Origin of the sequence: Methylomarinum vadi, assembly GCF_000733935.1 — a bacterium.
Lineage (GTDB): Bacteria > Pseudomonadota > Gammaproteobacteria > Methylococcales > Methylomonadaceae > Methylomarinum > Methylomarinum vadi.
The window spans coordinates 2,921,890-2,936,858 of the sequence record NZ_JPON01000001.1; the positions used below are offsets into that span (position 1 = coordinate 2,921,890).

Below are 14,969 nucleotides of genomic sequence, written 5' to 3' on the forward strand. Positions count from 1 at the left end.
ATGCCTTTATTTTCCTACAAAATCGTCAACAGCCAGGGGGACATCGAAGAAGGGGTCAAGAATGCCAGCGATCAGCAGGCCCTGTTGGCCGAGCTGCAGGGCCAGGGTTGCATGCCGATCCGCATCGAACCGGCGCGGGGGAAGCGCTTTCTCGGCATCAGCCTGGGCGTCGCGACGCTGAAATTGTCGCACAAGGAAATCGGCATATTGACCGGCGAGCTGGCCACGTTATTGGAATCCGGCCTGCCATTGGACCGCTCGTTACAGGTGTTGATCCAGCTGACCGAGGACAACGAGAAACTCAGCAAGCTGGTTTCCCAGGTTCTGGAAAAAGTCAAAGGCGGCTCCTCTCTGGCCGATGCCTTGGAAAGCCAGGCCGGCGTGTTCTCCCGTTTTTATCTGAATATGATCCGCGCCGGCGAGCTGGGCGGGAACCTGGGCGATGTGTTGAACCGCCTGGCGGAATATCTGGAACGCTCGCGGGAATTGAGGGAAACGGTCGTCACCGCGTTGATTTATCCGGCGATTTTGTTGATCATGTCGCTGGCTTCGCTGTTTGTCATGCTGACCTTCGTTGTGCCTCAATTCACCGAAATGTTCGAAAGTTCCGGCCAGGAATTGCCGCTACCGACGCAAATCGTCGTGGGACTGGCGGAAGGCCTGCAGTCCTACTGGTGGCTGCTGCTGTTGCTTGTGATCGTCGGTAGCAGTTATATGAAATCACAGTTGGCCGATCCGGAGCGGAAAAAAGTCTGGGATCTACGCTTCTTGCACATGCCGCTGTTCGGCGACATCATCCTGACGATGGAAATCGCCAATCTCAGCCGTACGTTGGGAACCCTGCTGGGCAATGGCGTCTCTATTCTCAAGGCGCTCGGGATCGTACGGGAAACGGTCGGCAACACCGCAATTGCCGATCTGCTGGAACAGGCAGAGCTCCAGCTGAAAGAAGGAGGAACGATGTCTTCGGCGTTGCTTAAGAACGAGCGCTTTCCGAAGATGGCGGTGCAAATGATCAAGATGGGCGAGGAAACCGGCCGTCTGGAAGAAATGCTGCTGCGGATCGCCGTAATTTTCGACAAGCAGCTGAGGACCGCGATACAGCGTATGCTGGCGCTGTTGGAACCGGCGCTGATTATCTCGCTGGGGTTGATGATCGGCGGGATTATCGTCTCGATCCTGCTGGCGATATTGAGTGTTAACGATTTGGCTTTTTAAAGAGTGTGATTTAAATGAACTTAAAACATAAGCGTAGCGAACAGGGTTTTACTTTATTGGAATTGTTGGTCGTACTGGGCATTATCGCCTTGCTGGCCGGTATCGTCGGGCCGCAAGTCATGAAGCACATGGGGGCTTCCAAGACCAAGGCCGCCCGAGTGCAAATCGAAGACCTTTCGGCCGCGCTGGACATGTATAAACTCGATGTCGGGCGTTATCCGACCACCGAACAAGGCTTGGTCGCGTTGGTGGAGCGGCCGGCGGACAACAAACGCTGGAACGGGCCTTATTTGCGTAAAAGCAAGGTGCCGCAAGATCCGTGGCTGGAAGATTATCATTACGTCTCGCCCGGCGAGCATGGCCGTTTCGATTTGTACACCTATGGCGCCGACGGTAAGGAAGGCGGCGAAGGCGAAGACCAAGACATCAACAGCTGGGAATAAGCCATGCCGGGCCGTTCGCGGGGGTTTACCCTGATCGAACTGACGTTGGTGCTGTTTATCGTCGTGCTCGGCTTCGCCGTGATTGGCTCCAATATCGCCTCCGGCAACAAGTCCTCGCAACTTAAGGCCGCCAGCCGCGATTTGATGTCGGCCTTGCGCTACGCCCGAGGCCAGGCGTTGATCGCGCAGCAGGAAATCGCCGTCGCGGTCAATCTGGCCGACAACAGTTATCGTATCAGCAACCGCGACAAGGACTACGCATTGCCGAGCGAGATCGAACTGACGTTGGTCATCGCCCAGGACGAATTCAAGAACGACGAGATCGGCCAAATTCGTTTTTATCCTGACGGTTCATCGAGCGGCGGTCGGATTACGCTGGAGTGGGGCGAGTTGATGCGAAAAATCGATGTCAATTGGCTGAGCGGAAAAGTGTCTTATGCCGAACAATGACAACACGACATCTCGGCCCTGGCAAGCAGGGAGGCGCTCGCCGTCATCAGTTCATTCCCTCGTGAATGCAAAAAACGGTCTAGGGCCCGGCCCAAATCGGCAACAAGGTTTCTCCCTGCTGGAAATCCTGGTGGCCTTCTCGATCATGGCAATTTCATTGGGAATATTGCTGCAAATATTTTCCTCCGGCGTCAATACCGCCGTGATCGCCGAGGAATACACCGTCGCCACCCAAATTGCCGAGGGGCTGATGGCGACCACCGGCGTCGAAACGCCATTAAGCATCGGGGACAGAGAAGGCGTCGAGGAAGATAAATATCGCTGGCGGGTCAGCATCAGCGAGCTGGCGCCCCTGCCCGATGTCGAGCAAAGCGAGGCCGTGTTGCTGAATGTCAACGTCACGGTAGAATGGGGCAGCGCTGCGCGCCAAATCGAATTGAATACCATCAAGGCGGCGGGGCCGGCGGCGTGAACTTTCCGCAGTCGTCGCGCGGCTTTACCCTGATCGAGGTCATGCTGGCCATGACCCTGCTCAGCATCATGGTGGTGTTGCTGTTCGCCAGCTTGCGTATCAGTTCGGAAAGCTGGAACGCCGGCGAAACCAAGGTCGCGCAAGTCAATGAAAAAGCGGTGGTATACCAGTTTTTCAAACGCCAACTGACGAACGTTCGGCCGCTTTGGGACGATTTTAGCGATAGCGAACGGCATTTCTCATTCCAGGGCGAACGGGACTGGTTGCAATTCGTGTCGTTGTTTCCGACCAGCGCCGGCCGGAAAGGTTTGCAGTTGTTCGAAATCAGCCCGAAGAAGATGGAAAAAGACGTGATTATCGTCAAACTGTCTCCCTTTTACCCAACCGAAGAAAACCGGGAGTGGCGCGAGGAAGAGGAAGTTCTGCTGGAACATGTCGCCGAGTTCAGGCTGGAGTATTTCGAACCGGCGGACGACGGCGGCGGCAGATGGGTTGATAACTGGCGCGACAGGGACAACTTGCCGGCCCTGGTCAAAATCCGTATCGGGCTGGAGGATGAAAGTTATTGGCCGGATATGATATTCCCGCTCAGGTTGGCCGCGCCGACGGAAAGCGCGCTGCTCAATCCCGATTTTCCGGATATGCCCGACTTCGAGGCGCAGGAAGGGGACAGGTGAGCAGGCAAGGTGGGCTGGCGCTGGTGATCGTCCTCTGGGTGCTCAGTTTGCTGACCATCATGGCCGGCAGCTTTGCCCTGACCATGCGCCGGGAAACCACCGTGATCAGCGCGGTCAAGGACAACGCCGAAGTCTTGGCGGCGGCGGAAAGCGGCCTGGCGATCGCCTGGCAGATGCTGGCGGTGGGGGACGAAAACAAGCGCTGGCGTGCCGACGGCAGTATTTATCGGGTTTTTTACCGGGATGCCGAAGTGCGTGTGCGTATCCTGTCTGAACAAGGCAAGATCGATATCAACAAGGCCGATGAAGAAATGCTGCGAACCCTGCTGCAAGCGACCGATGCCGATTGGGAGCGGCAGCAAGCCGTCGTCAGCGCCATCATAGACTGGCGCGACCAGGACGACCTGGTCTATATCAACGGCGCCGAAAAAGAAGAATACGAGGAGGCCGGCTTGAATTACGGTCCGGCCAACAAAGCCTTCGCCTTGCTCGACGAGTTGCAGATGGTCTTGGGCGTCGACAGCGATATCTACCGGCAACTGCGGCCGCTGATCACCGTATATTCGGGGCGGGCGCAGGTGAATCTGCAATTGGCCTCGAAAGAGGTTCTGCAGGCGCTGGGCGTTTTGGACGAAACCTCGCTGAACGATTACTTACGCCAGCGCCGGGAGAATGCGGGCTTGCAGCTGCCGCCTCCGCCGTTGCCACTGGAGGCCGTTGCGGCGAATCAGGCAACCGGCGGCGAGGAAGTCTATACTGTTATTGCTCAGGCCCGCCTGCACGGCGAGGGTAAGGCCGGCATCAGGGCTATTATTAAAAAATCGGCCGGCAACGATCCTGCGGCCTCTTATGAAGTATTGGATTGGCGTCAAACCTACGGAGCCGCTTCATTATTCAGTGATGAAATGGAGCAATTATTAGTGACTTTTAACGATGAATCTGGACAGTAATATCGAGTTTGATTTCAGGCGCTTTTTTCGCTGGTGGGGCAGGGAATTGGCATTCCTGGTGCCGGAGAAGCTGCGGCAATGGTTGAGCGAAAGATCCGGCCTGGTCGTTCTGGCGGTGAACGGCGAGCAATTGCATGTCGGCAGAATTGTCAACGGCGAAAACCAGCCGTTGGTTTCCGTTCCTTTCGACGACCAGATCGGCACCCTCTATCAAAGACTGAAAACGATACAGCCGGACCTGGAAAAAGCTCGTTACATATTGCGGCTCAACCGGCAACAGGCGATCGGCAAAGTCCTGTATTTGCCGCTGGCGGCCAAGGAAAACCTCAACCAGGTGATTGAGTTCGAATTGGACCGGTATATGCCTTTCAAGGCCGATCAAGTTTATTTCGCCACGAAAATTCTCGGTAAGGTGGATAATGAACGGCTCAAAGTGTTTTTGGTCGTGACGCCGCAACAAAAGTTAAACGCCCTGGTCGCGGAATTTCAAAATGCTGGAATCTACCCCGCCGTGGCCGATTATGCCGAAATGCCGAACGATTTCGAGCAGGATTTCGAGCCCTATAATCTGCTTCCGGAAGCACTTAGACCGGTCGGCAGTCCCGTGGCTCGCTTTCTGAATTGGTCGATCGGATTGACTACGCTGTTGCTGTTTATTGCCGTGCTGGTGTTTCCGGTTTGGCACGAGGGCCGTCGGGTGGAGGCATTGCAACAACAAATCGACGAATTGGAAAAAGACGCCCGTTTCGTCCAATCGAGGCAACTGGAGATCGACGAAATCGTTAATGAAACCGAACGTTTGCTCAAGACCAAAAACAGCATGCCGCCGTTGACCGAATTGATCAATAACCTGAGTAAACTGATCCCGGACGACACCTGGCTGACCCATCTGCAATTCAACGAGGGGCGACTGCAACTGCAGGGCCAGTCGCCGACCGCATCGGTATTGATCGGCGTGCTGGAAGCTTCGCCGTTATTCATGAACGCCCGCTTCGTTTCGCCCTTGACCCAAGACCGGCGGACCGGCATGGAGCGCTTCCAGATCAGCGTCGAAGTCGAAACCGCGAAGGAGTCCGGCGATGCTGAATGAAATGAGCAATCAACGCTGGCTGGCTGTCGGACTGCTGGTGCTGGTGCTGATGCTGGTGGTATTTGCCGCCTTCGTACCCTTGATTTCGACCGGCCTGGATTATCATGAAGAAAAACAGGAGCTGACCTTCAGGCTGCAACGTTATCGGCAGGTTGTGGATAAAAAAGACACGGTCGCCGCGAGCATCGAGCGGATCAAGCAGCAATACAGCGAACGGGGTTATTTCAGCAACCGCGACACCGTCGCGCTGGCCTCGGCCGATCTGCAAAAATTCATCAAGGCGGCCATCTCCCAGGCCGGCGGCGAATTGACCAGTACCCAGGTATTGCCCGGTAGCAGTAAAAGCGGCTTCAACCAGATCAGCATCAAGGTCAGGATGTCCGGCGATATCGAGGTGTTGCGCAACGTACTGCACGAGATCGAAGCCACCGTGCCCATCATGGTTATCGACCAGCTGGATATCCGGCCGGTGCGAGGCAGACGTAACCGCAGGACGCGCCAGATCGAACCCAGCAACAAATTGAACGTCAATTTTCAGGCCGTCAGTTTTATGAGGGCGGAACCGTCATGAATTGGAATCTAATCAAACTGTTGCTCTCCGTATGTGCGGTGCTGCTGCTGGTGTTGCTGCTCGAATGGTGGTTGGCGGGCGTCTCCGATCGGCAGCGGAACGATGAACCGCGCCCGACGCAAGGCGCGGACTTGCAGCTGGAATTACCGGAAATCAAGCCCCCCGCGATGGCCGCGGAGATGTATGCCGACATGGTGGAACGGCCGTTGTTTATCGAAGGGCGCCGCCCGGTGGTCGAAGAGGACGAAGAAGAGAGTGTCCAGGAAGTCGATTCGGTCGACGATCTCGAGTTGATCGGTATTTATACCGACGACAATCGCCTGATGGCGTTATTCAGCAAAAAGGGCCGGGACAAGAAATTTTTGAAAAAAGCGCAAGGCGAGGATATCGGCAACTGGCTATTGCAGGAAGTGCATGCCGATAGCGTCGTTCTCGATAAAGACGGCAAACGGCAAACGCTGCTGTTGCGCAAACCCAAGCTGCAGCCGCTGGTCGCTCCTGCGGCTAGGGTTCCGCCGGCGGCCGCCAGGCTCAAGCAGAATTCGGCTCAGGAGGGGGCCGAGGCTCGGGCGCGGGCGCAATTCGAGGCGCAACAACAAGATGAAGAGGAACAAGCGGAGCAGCGCGAACAAGACGAAATGCGGGCCCGGGAGGCGGCCGCGGCCCGGGCGAAGCGAAGATAGTCATATTCAACGACAAAAAACTAAACTCTGAGAAACGCAAAGATGGTTAAAAAATCCCAAGCACCTTTCCTGTTGACATTGCTGCTGGCATCGTCCGGATGCGAATTGATCGGTCCCAAACAGCATGAAAAACTGGTGCTGACGCCGGTCAAGCAGGCGGAAGAGGCCGAACGGCCCGACATCGTCTATCAGGAATTGAGCAATGAAGCGCTGGGAAAAAGCGCGAGCGAGCCCATGCCCATCGAGCTGTATCCGGGCAGCGGAAGCTTTACCGGCCATCGCGCCGGCGCGGCGCCGCACAAAAAGGGACAGGGGGAATACAGTCTCAACTTTGACGAAGCCGACCTCGGCGAGGTCGTCAAGGTGGTCCTCAGCGATATTCTCGGTCAAAACTACTTGCTCAGCCCCAAGGTCGGCGGCAAGGTGACGTTGCAAACCACGCAGCCGCTGACCCGCGAAGAATTGTTGCCGACCCTGGAGATGCTGTTGCAGGTCAACGGCGCGGGGATGGTTTTCCAAAGCGGCGTCTATCAGATCAAGCCTGCCGTCGAGGTGGCCGGCTCCGGCGTCTTTACCGGCCGCGCCGGCAGCCGGCTGCCGGCGGGCCATTTGGTCAGGGTGATCCCGGTCAAGAACGTCGGCGTCGAGGACCTGGCGGAAATCATCAAGCCGTTGCTGGACGAAAAATCGATCCTGCATATCGACCCCGGCCGCAACCTCATGTTGTTGGCCGGCACCGCCGCCGAACTGGCGCGGGCCCATGAGATGGTCGCCGCCTTCGATATCGACGTCATGAAGGGCAAGTCGTTCGGCCTGTTTCCGTTGCGCAACGTCGAGGCCGCCACGCTGATCGCCGAGTTGGAGCAGTTGTTCAACGGCGACAAGGAAGGCGGCGCCTTTTTCCGCTTCATGGAAATCGAGCGCCTCAACGCGATCCTGGCGATCACCCATAAGGCGGACTATTTGAAGGAGATCGAAAGCTGGGTGCTGCGCCTGGACCGCGCCAACACCTCGGCCAGCGGCGGCGTGATTGTCTACCGCGCCCAGCATGTCGATGCGGTGGAGCTGGCCGACACGCTGAACAGCATCTTCGGCAAGGGCGGCGGCTCCAGCAAGGCCTCGGTCGCGTCCGGGCGCAAATCGGTGCAGGTTACCAATAAGGCGCAGCCGGACAACAAGCCGGCGGCCGCCGGCGCCAACATTCGCACGCCGTCGCTGGACAATCTGGGCGACGTCAAGATCATCCCGGATGAAATCAACAATGCCCTGGTCATCGTCGCCACGGCCCAGGATTACGCCGTGATCCAGCGCGTCATCAAACAACTGGACGTGATGCCGCTGCAGGTGTTGATCGATGCGACGATTGTAGAGGTATCATTGACAGATAGTTTATCTTATGGCATCAAATGGTTCTTGAGCCACAATAATGGGAGAAATGCTGTCAGCACAGGCGATAATTTTGCAACAGAACAAAATAGAATTGGTTTTACTGACATTGGTCTCTTGAAGGACACGGCAGCTAATTTAGCTATCGGTGCAGCTACAGGGGGGTTCGGTTATGGTTTTGTTAGTGATTCTGGAGACGTTAGGGCGGTTTTGGAGGCTTCTGCCACTAATAAAAACCTGAATGTTATCTCATCACCTTCGTTGATGGTATTAAACAATCAGGAAGCATCGATACAGGTCGGTGACGAAGTGCCGATCAGAACTTCACAGTCAACAAACACTAGTGGTGGTGGGGTAGATCCAATTCAAACTAGTTCCATTCAACAAAGGCAAACCGGGGTGAAATTGAAGGTCAAACCCCGGGTCAATGCCGGCGGTTTGGTGATTATGGAGATCGAGCAGAGTGTAGAAAATGTATCAAAGACTACTGTATCAAGTATTGATTCTCCTACTATAGCTACCCGTGAAATCACAAGTTCTGTGGCGGTGCATAGCGGCGAAACTATTGTTTTGGGTGGGTTGATTAAAGACGACAATACCTTTAACAAAGCAGGGATTCCTTTCTTGCATAAGCTGCCGCTGATCGGTCCCTTGTTCGGGTCGACATTGAAAGAAAATGTAAAAACCGAATTGGTTGTGTTGATTACACCGCGAGTCGTCAAAAGCAAACTGGACGGCAGATTGGTCACCGACGAATTCAAGCGCAAGCTGACCGGTATTTACGAGGAAGAGGCGGAAACGGGCGAGGAAATATAGCAGTCGTAGGTCGGGCAACCGCTTTTCGTTGCCCGACGTATTCTTTCTCGTTCCCACGCGCCGAGTGGGAACGCCTATCCGGCGCGCCGCGCCCATTACCTTCTTACACTTGTCCTCCCTCGACCCTGCGGCGACTAATTAGGCGCCTGTACCGCAGCGCGGTATTTTCTGCGTTCCTACGCAGCACGTAGGAACGAGAGAATAATCGAGTTTTATCGGAAATGCTGCGATCGTTGCCCGGTTCGAATATGGAAATTGTCGGGCATAAAAAGCATGCCCGACCTACAAGCTGCCCGTGAAATCAAGTTCTGTGACAGAGCCGTTCCTCGTTCCCACGCGCCGCGCCCATTACCTTCTTACGCTTGTCCTCCCTCGACTCTGCGGCGACTAATTAGGCGCCTGCACCGCAGCGCGGTATCTTCTTCGTTCCTACGCAGCGCGTAGGAACGAGAGAATAATCGAGTTTTATCGGAAATGCTGCGACCGTTGCCCGGTTCGAATATGGAAATTGTCGGGCATAAAAAGCATGCCCGACCTACAAGCTGCCCGTGAAATCAAGTTCTGTGACAGAGCCGTTCCTCGTTCCCACGCGCCGAGTGGGAACGCCTATCCGGCGCGCCGCGCCTATTACCTCCTTACGCTTGTCCTCCCTCGACCCTGCGGCGACTAATTAGGTGCCTGTACCGCAGCGCGGTATCTTCTGCGTTCCTACGCAGCGCGTAGGAACGAGAGAATAATCGAGTTTTATCGTAATGCCGCGACCGTTGCCCGGTTTGAATATTGAAAAGGCCGGGCATAAAAGCATGCCCGGCCAGCAAGGTTTGGGCGTTTTGGGAAGCCCAGAGCAAAAAGGCTTATGCCACCGTTTCGACGGTGTCGCCCTTGCCGATCAACACAACGTCGGCGTCGCGGTGGGCGAACAGGCCGTTGGTGACCACGCCGGTGATGTCGTTGATGATGCGTTCCATTTCCATCGGGTCGGTGATTTGCATGTCATGCACGTCCAGGATTTCGTTACCGTTATCGGTGAAGTAATCCTCGCGCCATACCGGCCGCCCGCCCAATTTTTCCATTTCCCTGGCCACATAGCCGCGCGCCATCGGGATCACTTCGACCGGCAGCGGGAATTTGCCTAATACGTCGACGCATTTGCTTTCGTCGACGATACAGACGAATTTCTTGCTGGCCGCGGCGATGATTTTTTCCCGCGTCAACGCGCCGCCGCCGCCTTTGACCAGTTTTTTGTTGGGGTCGACTTCGTCGGCGCCGTCGACATACACTTCCACGCTGTCGACACTGTTCAGGTCAAGCACGGGAATGCCGATGTTTTTCAAGCGCTGGGTGGTCGCCTCGGAACTGGACAGCGCGCCTTCGATGTCGCCTTTGATATCGGCCAGCATTTCGATGAAGAAATTCACCGTGGAGCCGGTGCCCACGCCGATGATGGGCAGGCCTTTGACATATTCGATGGCGGCCGCGGCGACTTGTTTTTTCAATTCGTCTTGAGTCATGTTGTTTTTCCTAATGGTTGAGTTATCAATTTTCAGATTGAGATAGCGTTCCCGGGCCGTGCTCTGCCGGCGCATGGGAATGATCGATTGAGTCGATGCAATTGTATTTGGCGGCGTCCTCGGCTAAGCCGGCGCCAACGGGACATCCTGGGCAAAGCCGTTATCGGGCCCTAAAATCCGGACTCGCCAATCACTCGGTGGAGGTAGATTGTATGGGATAATAGCGGCAAAGACCAATTTTTCAGCCGTTTTTAAAAGAATGATACATCAATACATAGAGAGAATTTTACGGGCGAAAGTCTATGATGTGGCGCAGGAATCCCCGCTCGATTATGCGCCGCTGTTGTCGAAGCGACTGGACAATCGGGTTTATCTGAAACGGGAGGATTTACAGCCGGTGTTTTCCTTTAAATTGCGCGGCGCCTACAACAAGATCGCCATGCTCGGCGAGCGGGAGCAAGCCAACGGCGTGATCGCGGCGTCGGCCGGAAATCATGCCCAGGGCGTGGCGCTGGCGGCGAAAAGACTGGGCATCAAGGCGTTGATCGTGATGCCGAGGACCACCCCGGAAATCAAGGTCGAATCGGTCAAGGCGCGGGGCGCCAAGGCGGTATTGCACGGCGATTCCTTCGACGAGGCCTACGACCATGCCATGCAATTGGCCGGGGAAAAGGGTATGACATTTGTTCATCCTTACGACGATCCCGATGTCATCGCCGGGCAGGGAACCATCGGCATGGAAATTTTGCATCAGCATAACGGCGCGATCGATGCCATTTTCGTGCCGGTCGGCGGCGGCGGACTGATCGCCGGCATCGCCGCCTATGTCAAATTCGTGCGGCCGGAAACCAAGGTCATCGGCGTGGAGCCCGACGATGCCGATTGCCTCAATCGCGCGATGGCCGCTAAGCGCCGCGTCAGCCTGAAACAGGTCGGCCTGTTCGCCGACGGCGTGGCGGTCAAGCAAATCGGCAAGGAGACCTTCAAGCTGGCGCAGCGTTATGTCGACGAGGTCGTCACCGTCAATACCGACGAGATTTGCGCGGCGATCAAGGATATCTTCGACGACACCCGTTCCGTGGCCGAGCCGGCCGGTGCGCTGGCGACCGCCGGGTTGAAGAAATATGCCGAGCAGCGGGGCGTGTCGGGACAGACCCTGGTCGCGATCGAAAGCGGCGCCAACATTAATTTCGACCGTTTGCGCTATGTCGCCGAACGTACCCAGGTCGGCGAACACCGGGAAATCCTGCTGGCGGTCGCTATTCCGGAAACGCCCGGTAGTTTCCTCAATTTTTGCAAGTTGCTGGGCAAGCGCAGCATCACCGAATTCAATTACCGTTATTTCGACGCCAGCCAAGCGCAGGTGTTCGTCGGCCTCAGCAGCAGCGGCGAGGAAAACGACTGTGCCGGCGTGATCGCCCAGTTGCAAGCGGAAGGTTATAAGGTGACCGATATGACCGCCAACGAATTGGCCAAGGACCACATCCGTTACATGGTGGGCGGCCATGCCCCGTGCCAACTGCACGAAGTGACCTATAGTTTGCAATTTCCCGAACGTCCCGGCGCATTGCTGAAATTTCTGTTGTCGCTGGGCGGGCGCTGGAACATCAGCATGTTTCATTACCGCAACCACGGCGCCGCCTTCGGCAAGGTGCTGATCGGCCTGCAAATGCCCAAGAGCGAGCGCAAGGTCTTCCAGAAAACCTTGGCGGAGGAAGGCTTTACCTATCAGGAAGAGACCGACAACCCGGCCTACCGATTATTCGTCGGCGGCCAGGAAAACAAAAGATAGGAGCGCCGCCCCCGGCGCGAACAAGGCGGTGCGGTTGAATAATCGCTTCTCGCCTGCCGCTTCGCCGCCAAATTTGGCGGCGGTAAGACCGATTCCAAGGCGGAGTCTGTGCGGGAGATTCATGACGATTTTTGCCGGGCCGAGGGCGAGCTCGAATTGGCTTGAGGGGGGCGGCAAAACTAAACAGCGTTATTTAACCTATATAAATAAGACTTTTAACATAGTCTTAATTACTGACTTTCCGTGATAGGCTATCTCAATAGCGTATTTTCAATAGGTTATAAGATTGGCATGGCGCATGCTAGTTGATGGTTTTTATTACTTAGTTAAGTGTGTGCCTATGAAAAACGTTTTAATCCCTGCCGTATTCGGAGCTCTGTCCATGGGTTCTTTCTCTGTCTCGGCCGAAGAAATCTACTGTCCTTATATTCCGGAAGATATGAATGTGGAAGAATTGGGCCATGACGGCACTTGTCACGGTTACGCCATCACTTGTGCCGGTACGGAAGGTGACGACGTCATCATCGGCTCTGACGGCGACGATGTCATTTATGCCGGTGGAGGAAACGATACTGTCGATGCCGGAAACGGCGATGATGTCGTGTGCGGCGGCCATGGCGACGATGTGATCGCGGGCGGCAACGGCATGGACGAACTGATCGGCAGCCCGGGCGATGACGCCCTGGACGGCGGCAATGGCGACGATATTCTCCGCGGCGCGCCCGGCAACGACAGTTTGCTGGGCGGGCGCGGGGACGACCAGTTGATGGGCGCGCCGGGCGACGATTATCTCGATGGCGGACAAGGCGAGGACAGCTGCATGCCCGGGCCGCGCCGCGATGCCGACGAAGTCGTGAACTGCGAATAAGCGGTAATCAGGAATAGGAGCGCCGACTTCGGCGCCGACGGAGTATGTTAATCCTAATTGCGGCCAGGGACGGCCGCTCCTCGTAGGGACAATCTGGCCTTCAGATAGGTAGGCGCGCCGCCCCGGCGCGAAAGAGAGTCGCTAAAATTCCAGCGACTCGATGCGTTCGGCATTTCTGCCGGAAAATTTCTCCTCGAATTTTTCCAATACCCCGGCTTCCCTGGCCAAGCGATGGACGTTGTCCGAGCGGTTGGTCATTTCCGCCGCGACCAACAGCAATTCCAATTCCAATGGCGGCAGCGATTTAATCAGGTTTTTGACCAGGCCGGCATCGACGCCGTTACAGCCGAAATCGCCCAACGACAGCGCCCGCGAGAAACCGTAAAACTGCTGCATGCGGCTTTCGCACAGTCGGCTGTAGCGCAGCCGGTTTTTGCCGTTTTTCAACGATTCCTTGATCGCCAGGGTCGCGGCGGCGGCGTTATACAGGGCGTTCTGGACGCCGTGGGAAAAGATGGGGTCGACGAAGGCGGCGGCATCGCCGATGCAATAAAAATTTTCGCCGCATATTCGCTGGGAATAATAGGAATAATCCGGGCGGAATTGCAGCGAGCCTTCGATAAACTCGGCCGGTTCCAATAACGCGCTCAGATGCGGCAGGCGGGCACAGGTCTGTTTGAAAAATACCTCGCGCTGCCGCCTGTCCATGCCCTTAGTGCGCTCGGTCGGCACGATCAGGCCGACGCTGGTCTTGTCGCGCAGCATGATATGCCAGAGCCAGCCGTCCTCGAACGACATGACGAAGGTCACCGGCTTGACTCGCGCCAATGCTTCCTGCGGATGGCTGCGGCGGTCGACGCCGACGAACCGGGAATTTTTGAAATAGCCCCACAGCGACAAAAAGTTCATTTGCGTGCTGATGGTCTGGCGGACCTTGAACTGGCTGGCCAGAAACGAGCTGTGGCCGCTGGCGTCGATCAGGTAACGGCAGCGGATCGCGCCGTCGCTGTTGCCGCGGCCGCGTTTGTCGGTATAAATGATTTCAGGCCGATCGCTGTCGCCGAAATCGGCCTTCTTGACCGCGACTTCGGTAAAGATACGGGCGCCGCAATCCCCGGCATGGCGCAGCAGGATGTCATCGAAGATGTCGCGCTCGACATGCAGGCCGGGGCGGGTATAGCCGAAATCGGAAAACAGGATTTGGTGGATCTTATCGTTCCAGACCGTAATGCCGCCGGCCTTGGCCAGGAAACCTTCCCGTTCGATCTTGTCCGAGACGCCGGTCAGGTCGGTAAATTTCCAGATATGCGGAATCAGGCTTTCCCCGACCTGGTTGCGGGGGAATTCGGCGCGTTCCAACAGCACGGTATCGATGCCGGCCTGCGCCAAGTGCGTGGCCGCGCTGCTGCCGGCGGGGCCGCCGCCGATCACCAGCACATCGCAGGAGCGGGGGATTGCCGTCATGCGCTTTACAGATCCCCCAATGCGGCCTTGGGCATCGGATGTCTCAGCCATTCCGCCACGTCGCGGCCCAGCGCCTTGGTGCAGCGGCCCAGGATCGAACACGTGCCCTTGTAGGCCGCGAACATGCCGCCGCCGGAATAACGCCGTGCCCGGAAATCGCCCAATACCTTGCCGTTCTGGCTGACCTCGCCCGTAATCATGATCGCTTTCGCGCCGGACCAGGCGCCGCCGGCCGCTCCCATGACTTCGTCGATTTCGATGGTCAGCACCTGGGCGTCGGCCGGCGCCTTGGAGCCGTCGGTGATGATGGTGGCGAATTGGTCGGCGGTATAATCCTCGATGAATTGGGCCAGTTTGCCGTCCAGGTTACATTCGTTCCGGACCGCTTCGCGGATGTACAGGTCCTTTTTGAAGGCGATCGGTTTGATCACCAAGGTGCCTGTGCCGGTCGGTTGCAAGGCTTGGGTGGTTTGGGCCGGTTTGCCGCCGTTGCTGACGCAGCCGCTTAAAGCCAGTAGCAAAACGAGAAGAGGGAGAGCTGTAAATTTCATGTTTCCTCCGAATAAAAAGATAAAGCA

16 protein-coding genes are annotated in these 14,969 nt (G+C 56.5%); 12 read left to right on the forward strand and 4 right to left on the reverse strand.

The features are described 5' to 3' along the window. The 10 genes from EP25_RS0114565 to gspD all read left to right on the forward strand — a co-directional run bounded on the left by EP25_RS0114565 (window position 1) and on the right by gspD (window position 8,756). A complete protein-coding gene (locus tag EP25_RS0114565) occupies window positions 1-1,218 on the forward strand; it encodes a type II secretion system F family protein (RefSeq protein ID WP_031434568.1) in 1,218 nt (405 codons plus the stop codon). A gap of 14 nt (window positions 1,219-1,232) precedes the next feature. Further along, on the forward strand, window positions 1,233-1,661 hold the full coding sequence (gene gspG / locus EP25_RS0114570) for a type II secretion system major pseudopilin GspG (protein WP_031434569.1): 429 nt from the start codon (window positions 1,233-1,235) through the stop codon (window positions 1,659-1,661). 3 nt (window positions 1,662-1,664) lie between these two features. Then, window positions 1,665-2,111 (forward strand): GspH/FimT family pseudopilin, encoded by a 447-nt coding sequence (locus tag EP25_RS0114575; protein WP_031434570.1) that lies wholly within the window; start codon window positions 1,665-1,667, stop codon window positions 2,109-2,111. A 61-nt stretch (window positions 2,112-2,172) separates the two neighbouring features. Continuing rightward, window positions 2,173-2,583 carry a prepilin-type N-terminal cleavage/methylation domain-containing protein gene (locus tag EP25_RS0114580; protein WP_235185911.1) on the forward strand — a complete coding sequence of 137 codons (411 nt, stop codon included), beginning with the start codon at window positions 2,173-2,175 and terminating at the stop codon, window positions 2,581-2,583. Beyond that, window positions 2,580-3,260, forward strand: coding sequence for a prepilin-type N-terminal cleavage/methylation domain-containing protein (locus EP25_RS0114585; RefSeq protein ID WP_036300651.1), 681 nt, complete (start codon window positions 2,580-2,582; stop codon window positions 3,258-3,260). The genes EP25_RS0114580 and EP25_RS0114585 overlap by 4 nt, the downstream gene beginning before the upstream one ends. Continuing rightward, window positions 3,257-4,210, forward strand: coding sequence for a type II secretion system minor pseudopilin (locus EP25_RS0114590; protein WP_031434573.1), 954 nt, complete (start codon window positions 3,257-3,259; stop codon window positions 4,208-4,210). The genes EP25_RS0114585 and EP25_RS0114590 overlap by 4 nt, the downstream gene beginning before the upstream one ends. Beyond that, entirely contained in the window at window positions 4,194-5,300 is a 1,107-nt protein-coding gene (locus EP25_RS0114595; protein WP_031434574.1) for a PilN domain-containing protein, read from the forward strand. Before EP25_RS0114590 ends, EP25_RS0114595 begins: the two co-directional genes overlap by 17 nt. Further along, on the forward strand, window positions 5,290-5,871 hold the full coding sequence (gene gspM / locus EP25_RS0114600; RefSeq protein WP_031434575.1) for a type II secretion system protein GspM: 582 nt from the start codon (window positions 5,290-5,292) through the stop codon (window positions 5,869-5,871). Before EP25_RS0114595 ends, gspM begins: the two co-directional genes overlap by 11 nt. Further along, the gene (locus EP25_RS0114605) at window positions 5,868-6,554 is read left to right on the forward strand and encodes a hypothetical protein (protein ID WP_031434576.1); all 687 of its coding nucleotides are present in this window, start codon (window positions 5,868-5,870) and stop codon (window positions 6,552-6,554) included. The genes gspM and EP25_RS0114605 overlap by 4 nt, the downstream gene beginning before the upstream one ends. A 42-nt stretch (window positions 6,555-6,596) precedes the next feature. Then, entirely contained in the window at window positions 6,597-8,756 is a 2,160-nt protein-coding gene (gspD, locus tag EP25_RS0114610) for a type II secretion system secretin GspD (RefSeq protein ID WP_031434577.1), read from the forward strand. 854 nt (window positions 8,757-9,610) lie between these two features. Here gspD and rpiA read toward each other — a convergent pair. After that, the gene (gene rpiA / locus EP25_RS0114615; protein ID WP_031434578.1) at window positions 9,611-10,267 is read right to left on the reverse strand and encodes a ribose-5-phosphate isomerase RpiA; all 657 of its coding nucleotides are present in this window, start codon (window positions 10,265-10,267) and stop codon (window positions 9,611-9,613) included. A gap of 259 nt (window positions 10,268-10,526) precedes the next feature. Here rpiA and ilvA point away from each other — a divergent pair, with 259 nt between their 5' ends. Beyond that, the gene (gene ilvA / locus EP25_RS0114620; protein ID WP_031434579.1) at window positions 10,527-12,059 is read left to right on the forward strand and encodes a threonine ammonia-lyase, biosynthetic; all 1,533 of its coding nucleotides are present in this window, start codon (window positions 10,527-10,529) and stop codon (window positions 12,057-12,059) included. Here ilvA and EP25_RS23495 read toward each other — a convergent pair. Continuing rightward, on the reverse strand, window positions 12,027-12,182 hold the full coding sequence (locus EP25_RS23495; RefSeq protein WP_160172739.1) for a hypothetical protein: 156 nt from the start codon (window positions 12,180-12,182) through the stop codon (window positions 12,027-12,029). The genes ilvA and EP25_RS23495 overlap by 33 nt on opposite strands. Before the next feature lie 217 nt (window positions 12,183-12,399). On the opposite strand from EP25_RS23495, the gene EP25_RS22565 reads away from it, so the two are divergent. Beyond that, a complete protein-coding gene (locus EP25_RS22565) occupies window positions 12,400-12,927 on the forward strand; it encodes a calcium-binding protein (protein WP_051906719.1) in 528 nt (175 codons plus the stop codon). A gap of 141 nt (window positions 12,928-13,068) precedes the next feature. Here the strand turns inward: EP25_RS22565 and EP25_RS0114635 are convergent, their stop codons facing one another. Continuing rightward, on the reverse strand, window positions 13,069-14,391 hold the full coding sequence (locus EP25_RS0114635) for an NAD(P)/FAD-dependent oxidoreductase (RefSeq protein WP_031434582.1): 1,323 nt from the start codon (window positions 14,389-14,391) through the stop codon (window positions 13,069-13,071). 5 nt (window positions 14,392-14,396) lie between these two features. After that, on the reverse strand, window positions 14,397-14,942 hold the full coding sequence (locus EP25_RS0114640; RefSeq protein ID WP_152555653.1) for a hypothetical protein: 546 nt from the start codon (window positions 14,940-14,942) through the stop codon (window positions 14,397-14,399). Window positions 14,943-14,969: the final 27 nt, after the last annotated feature.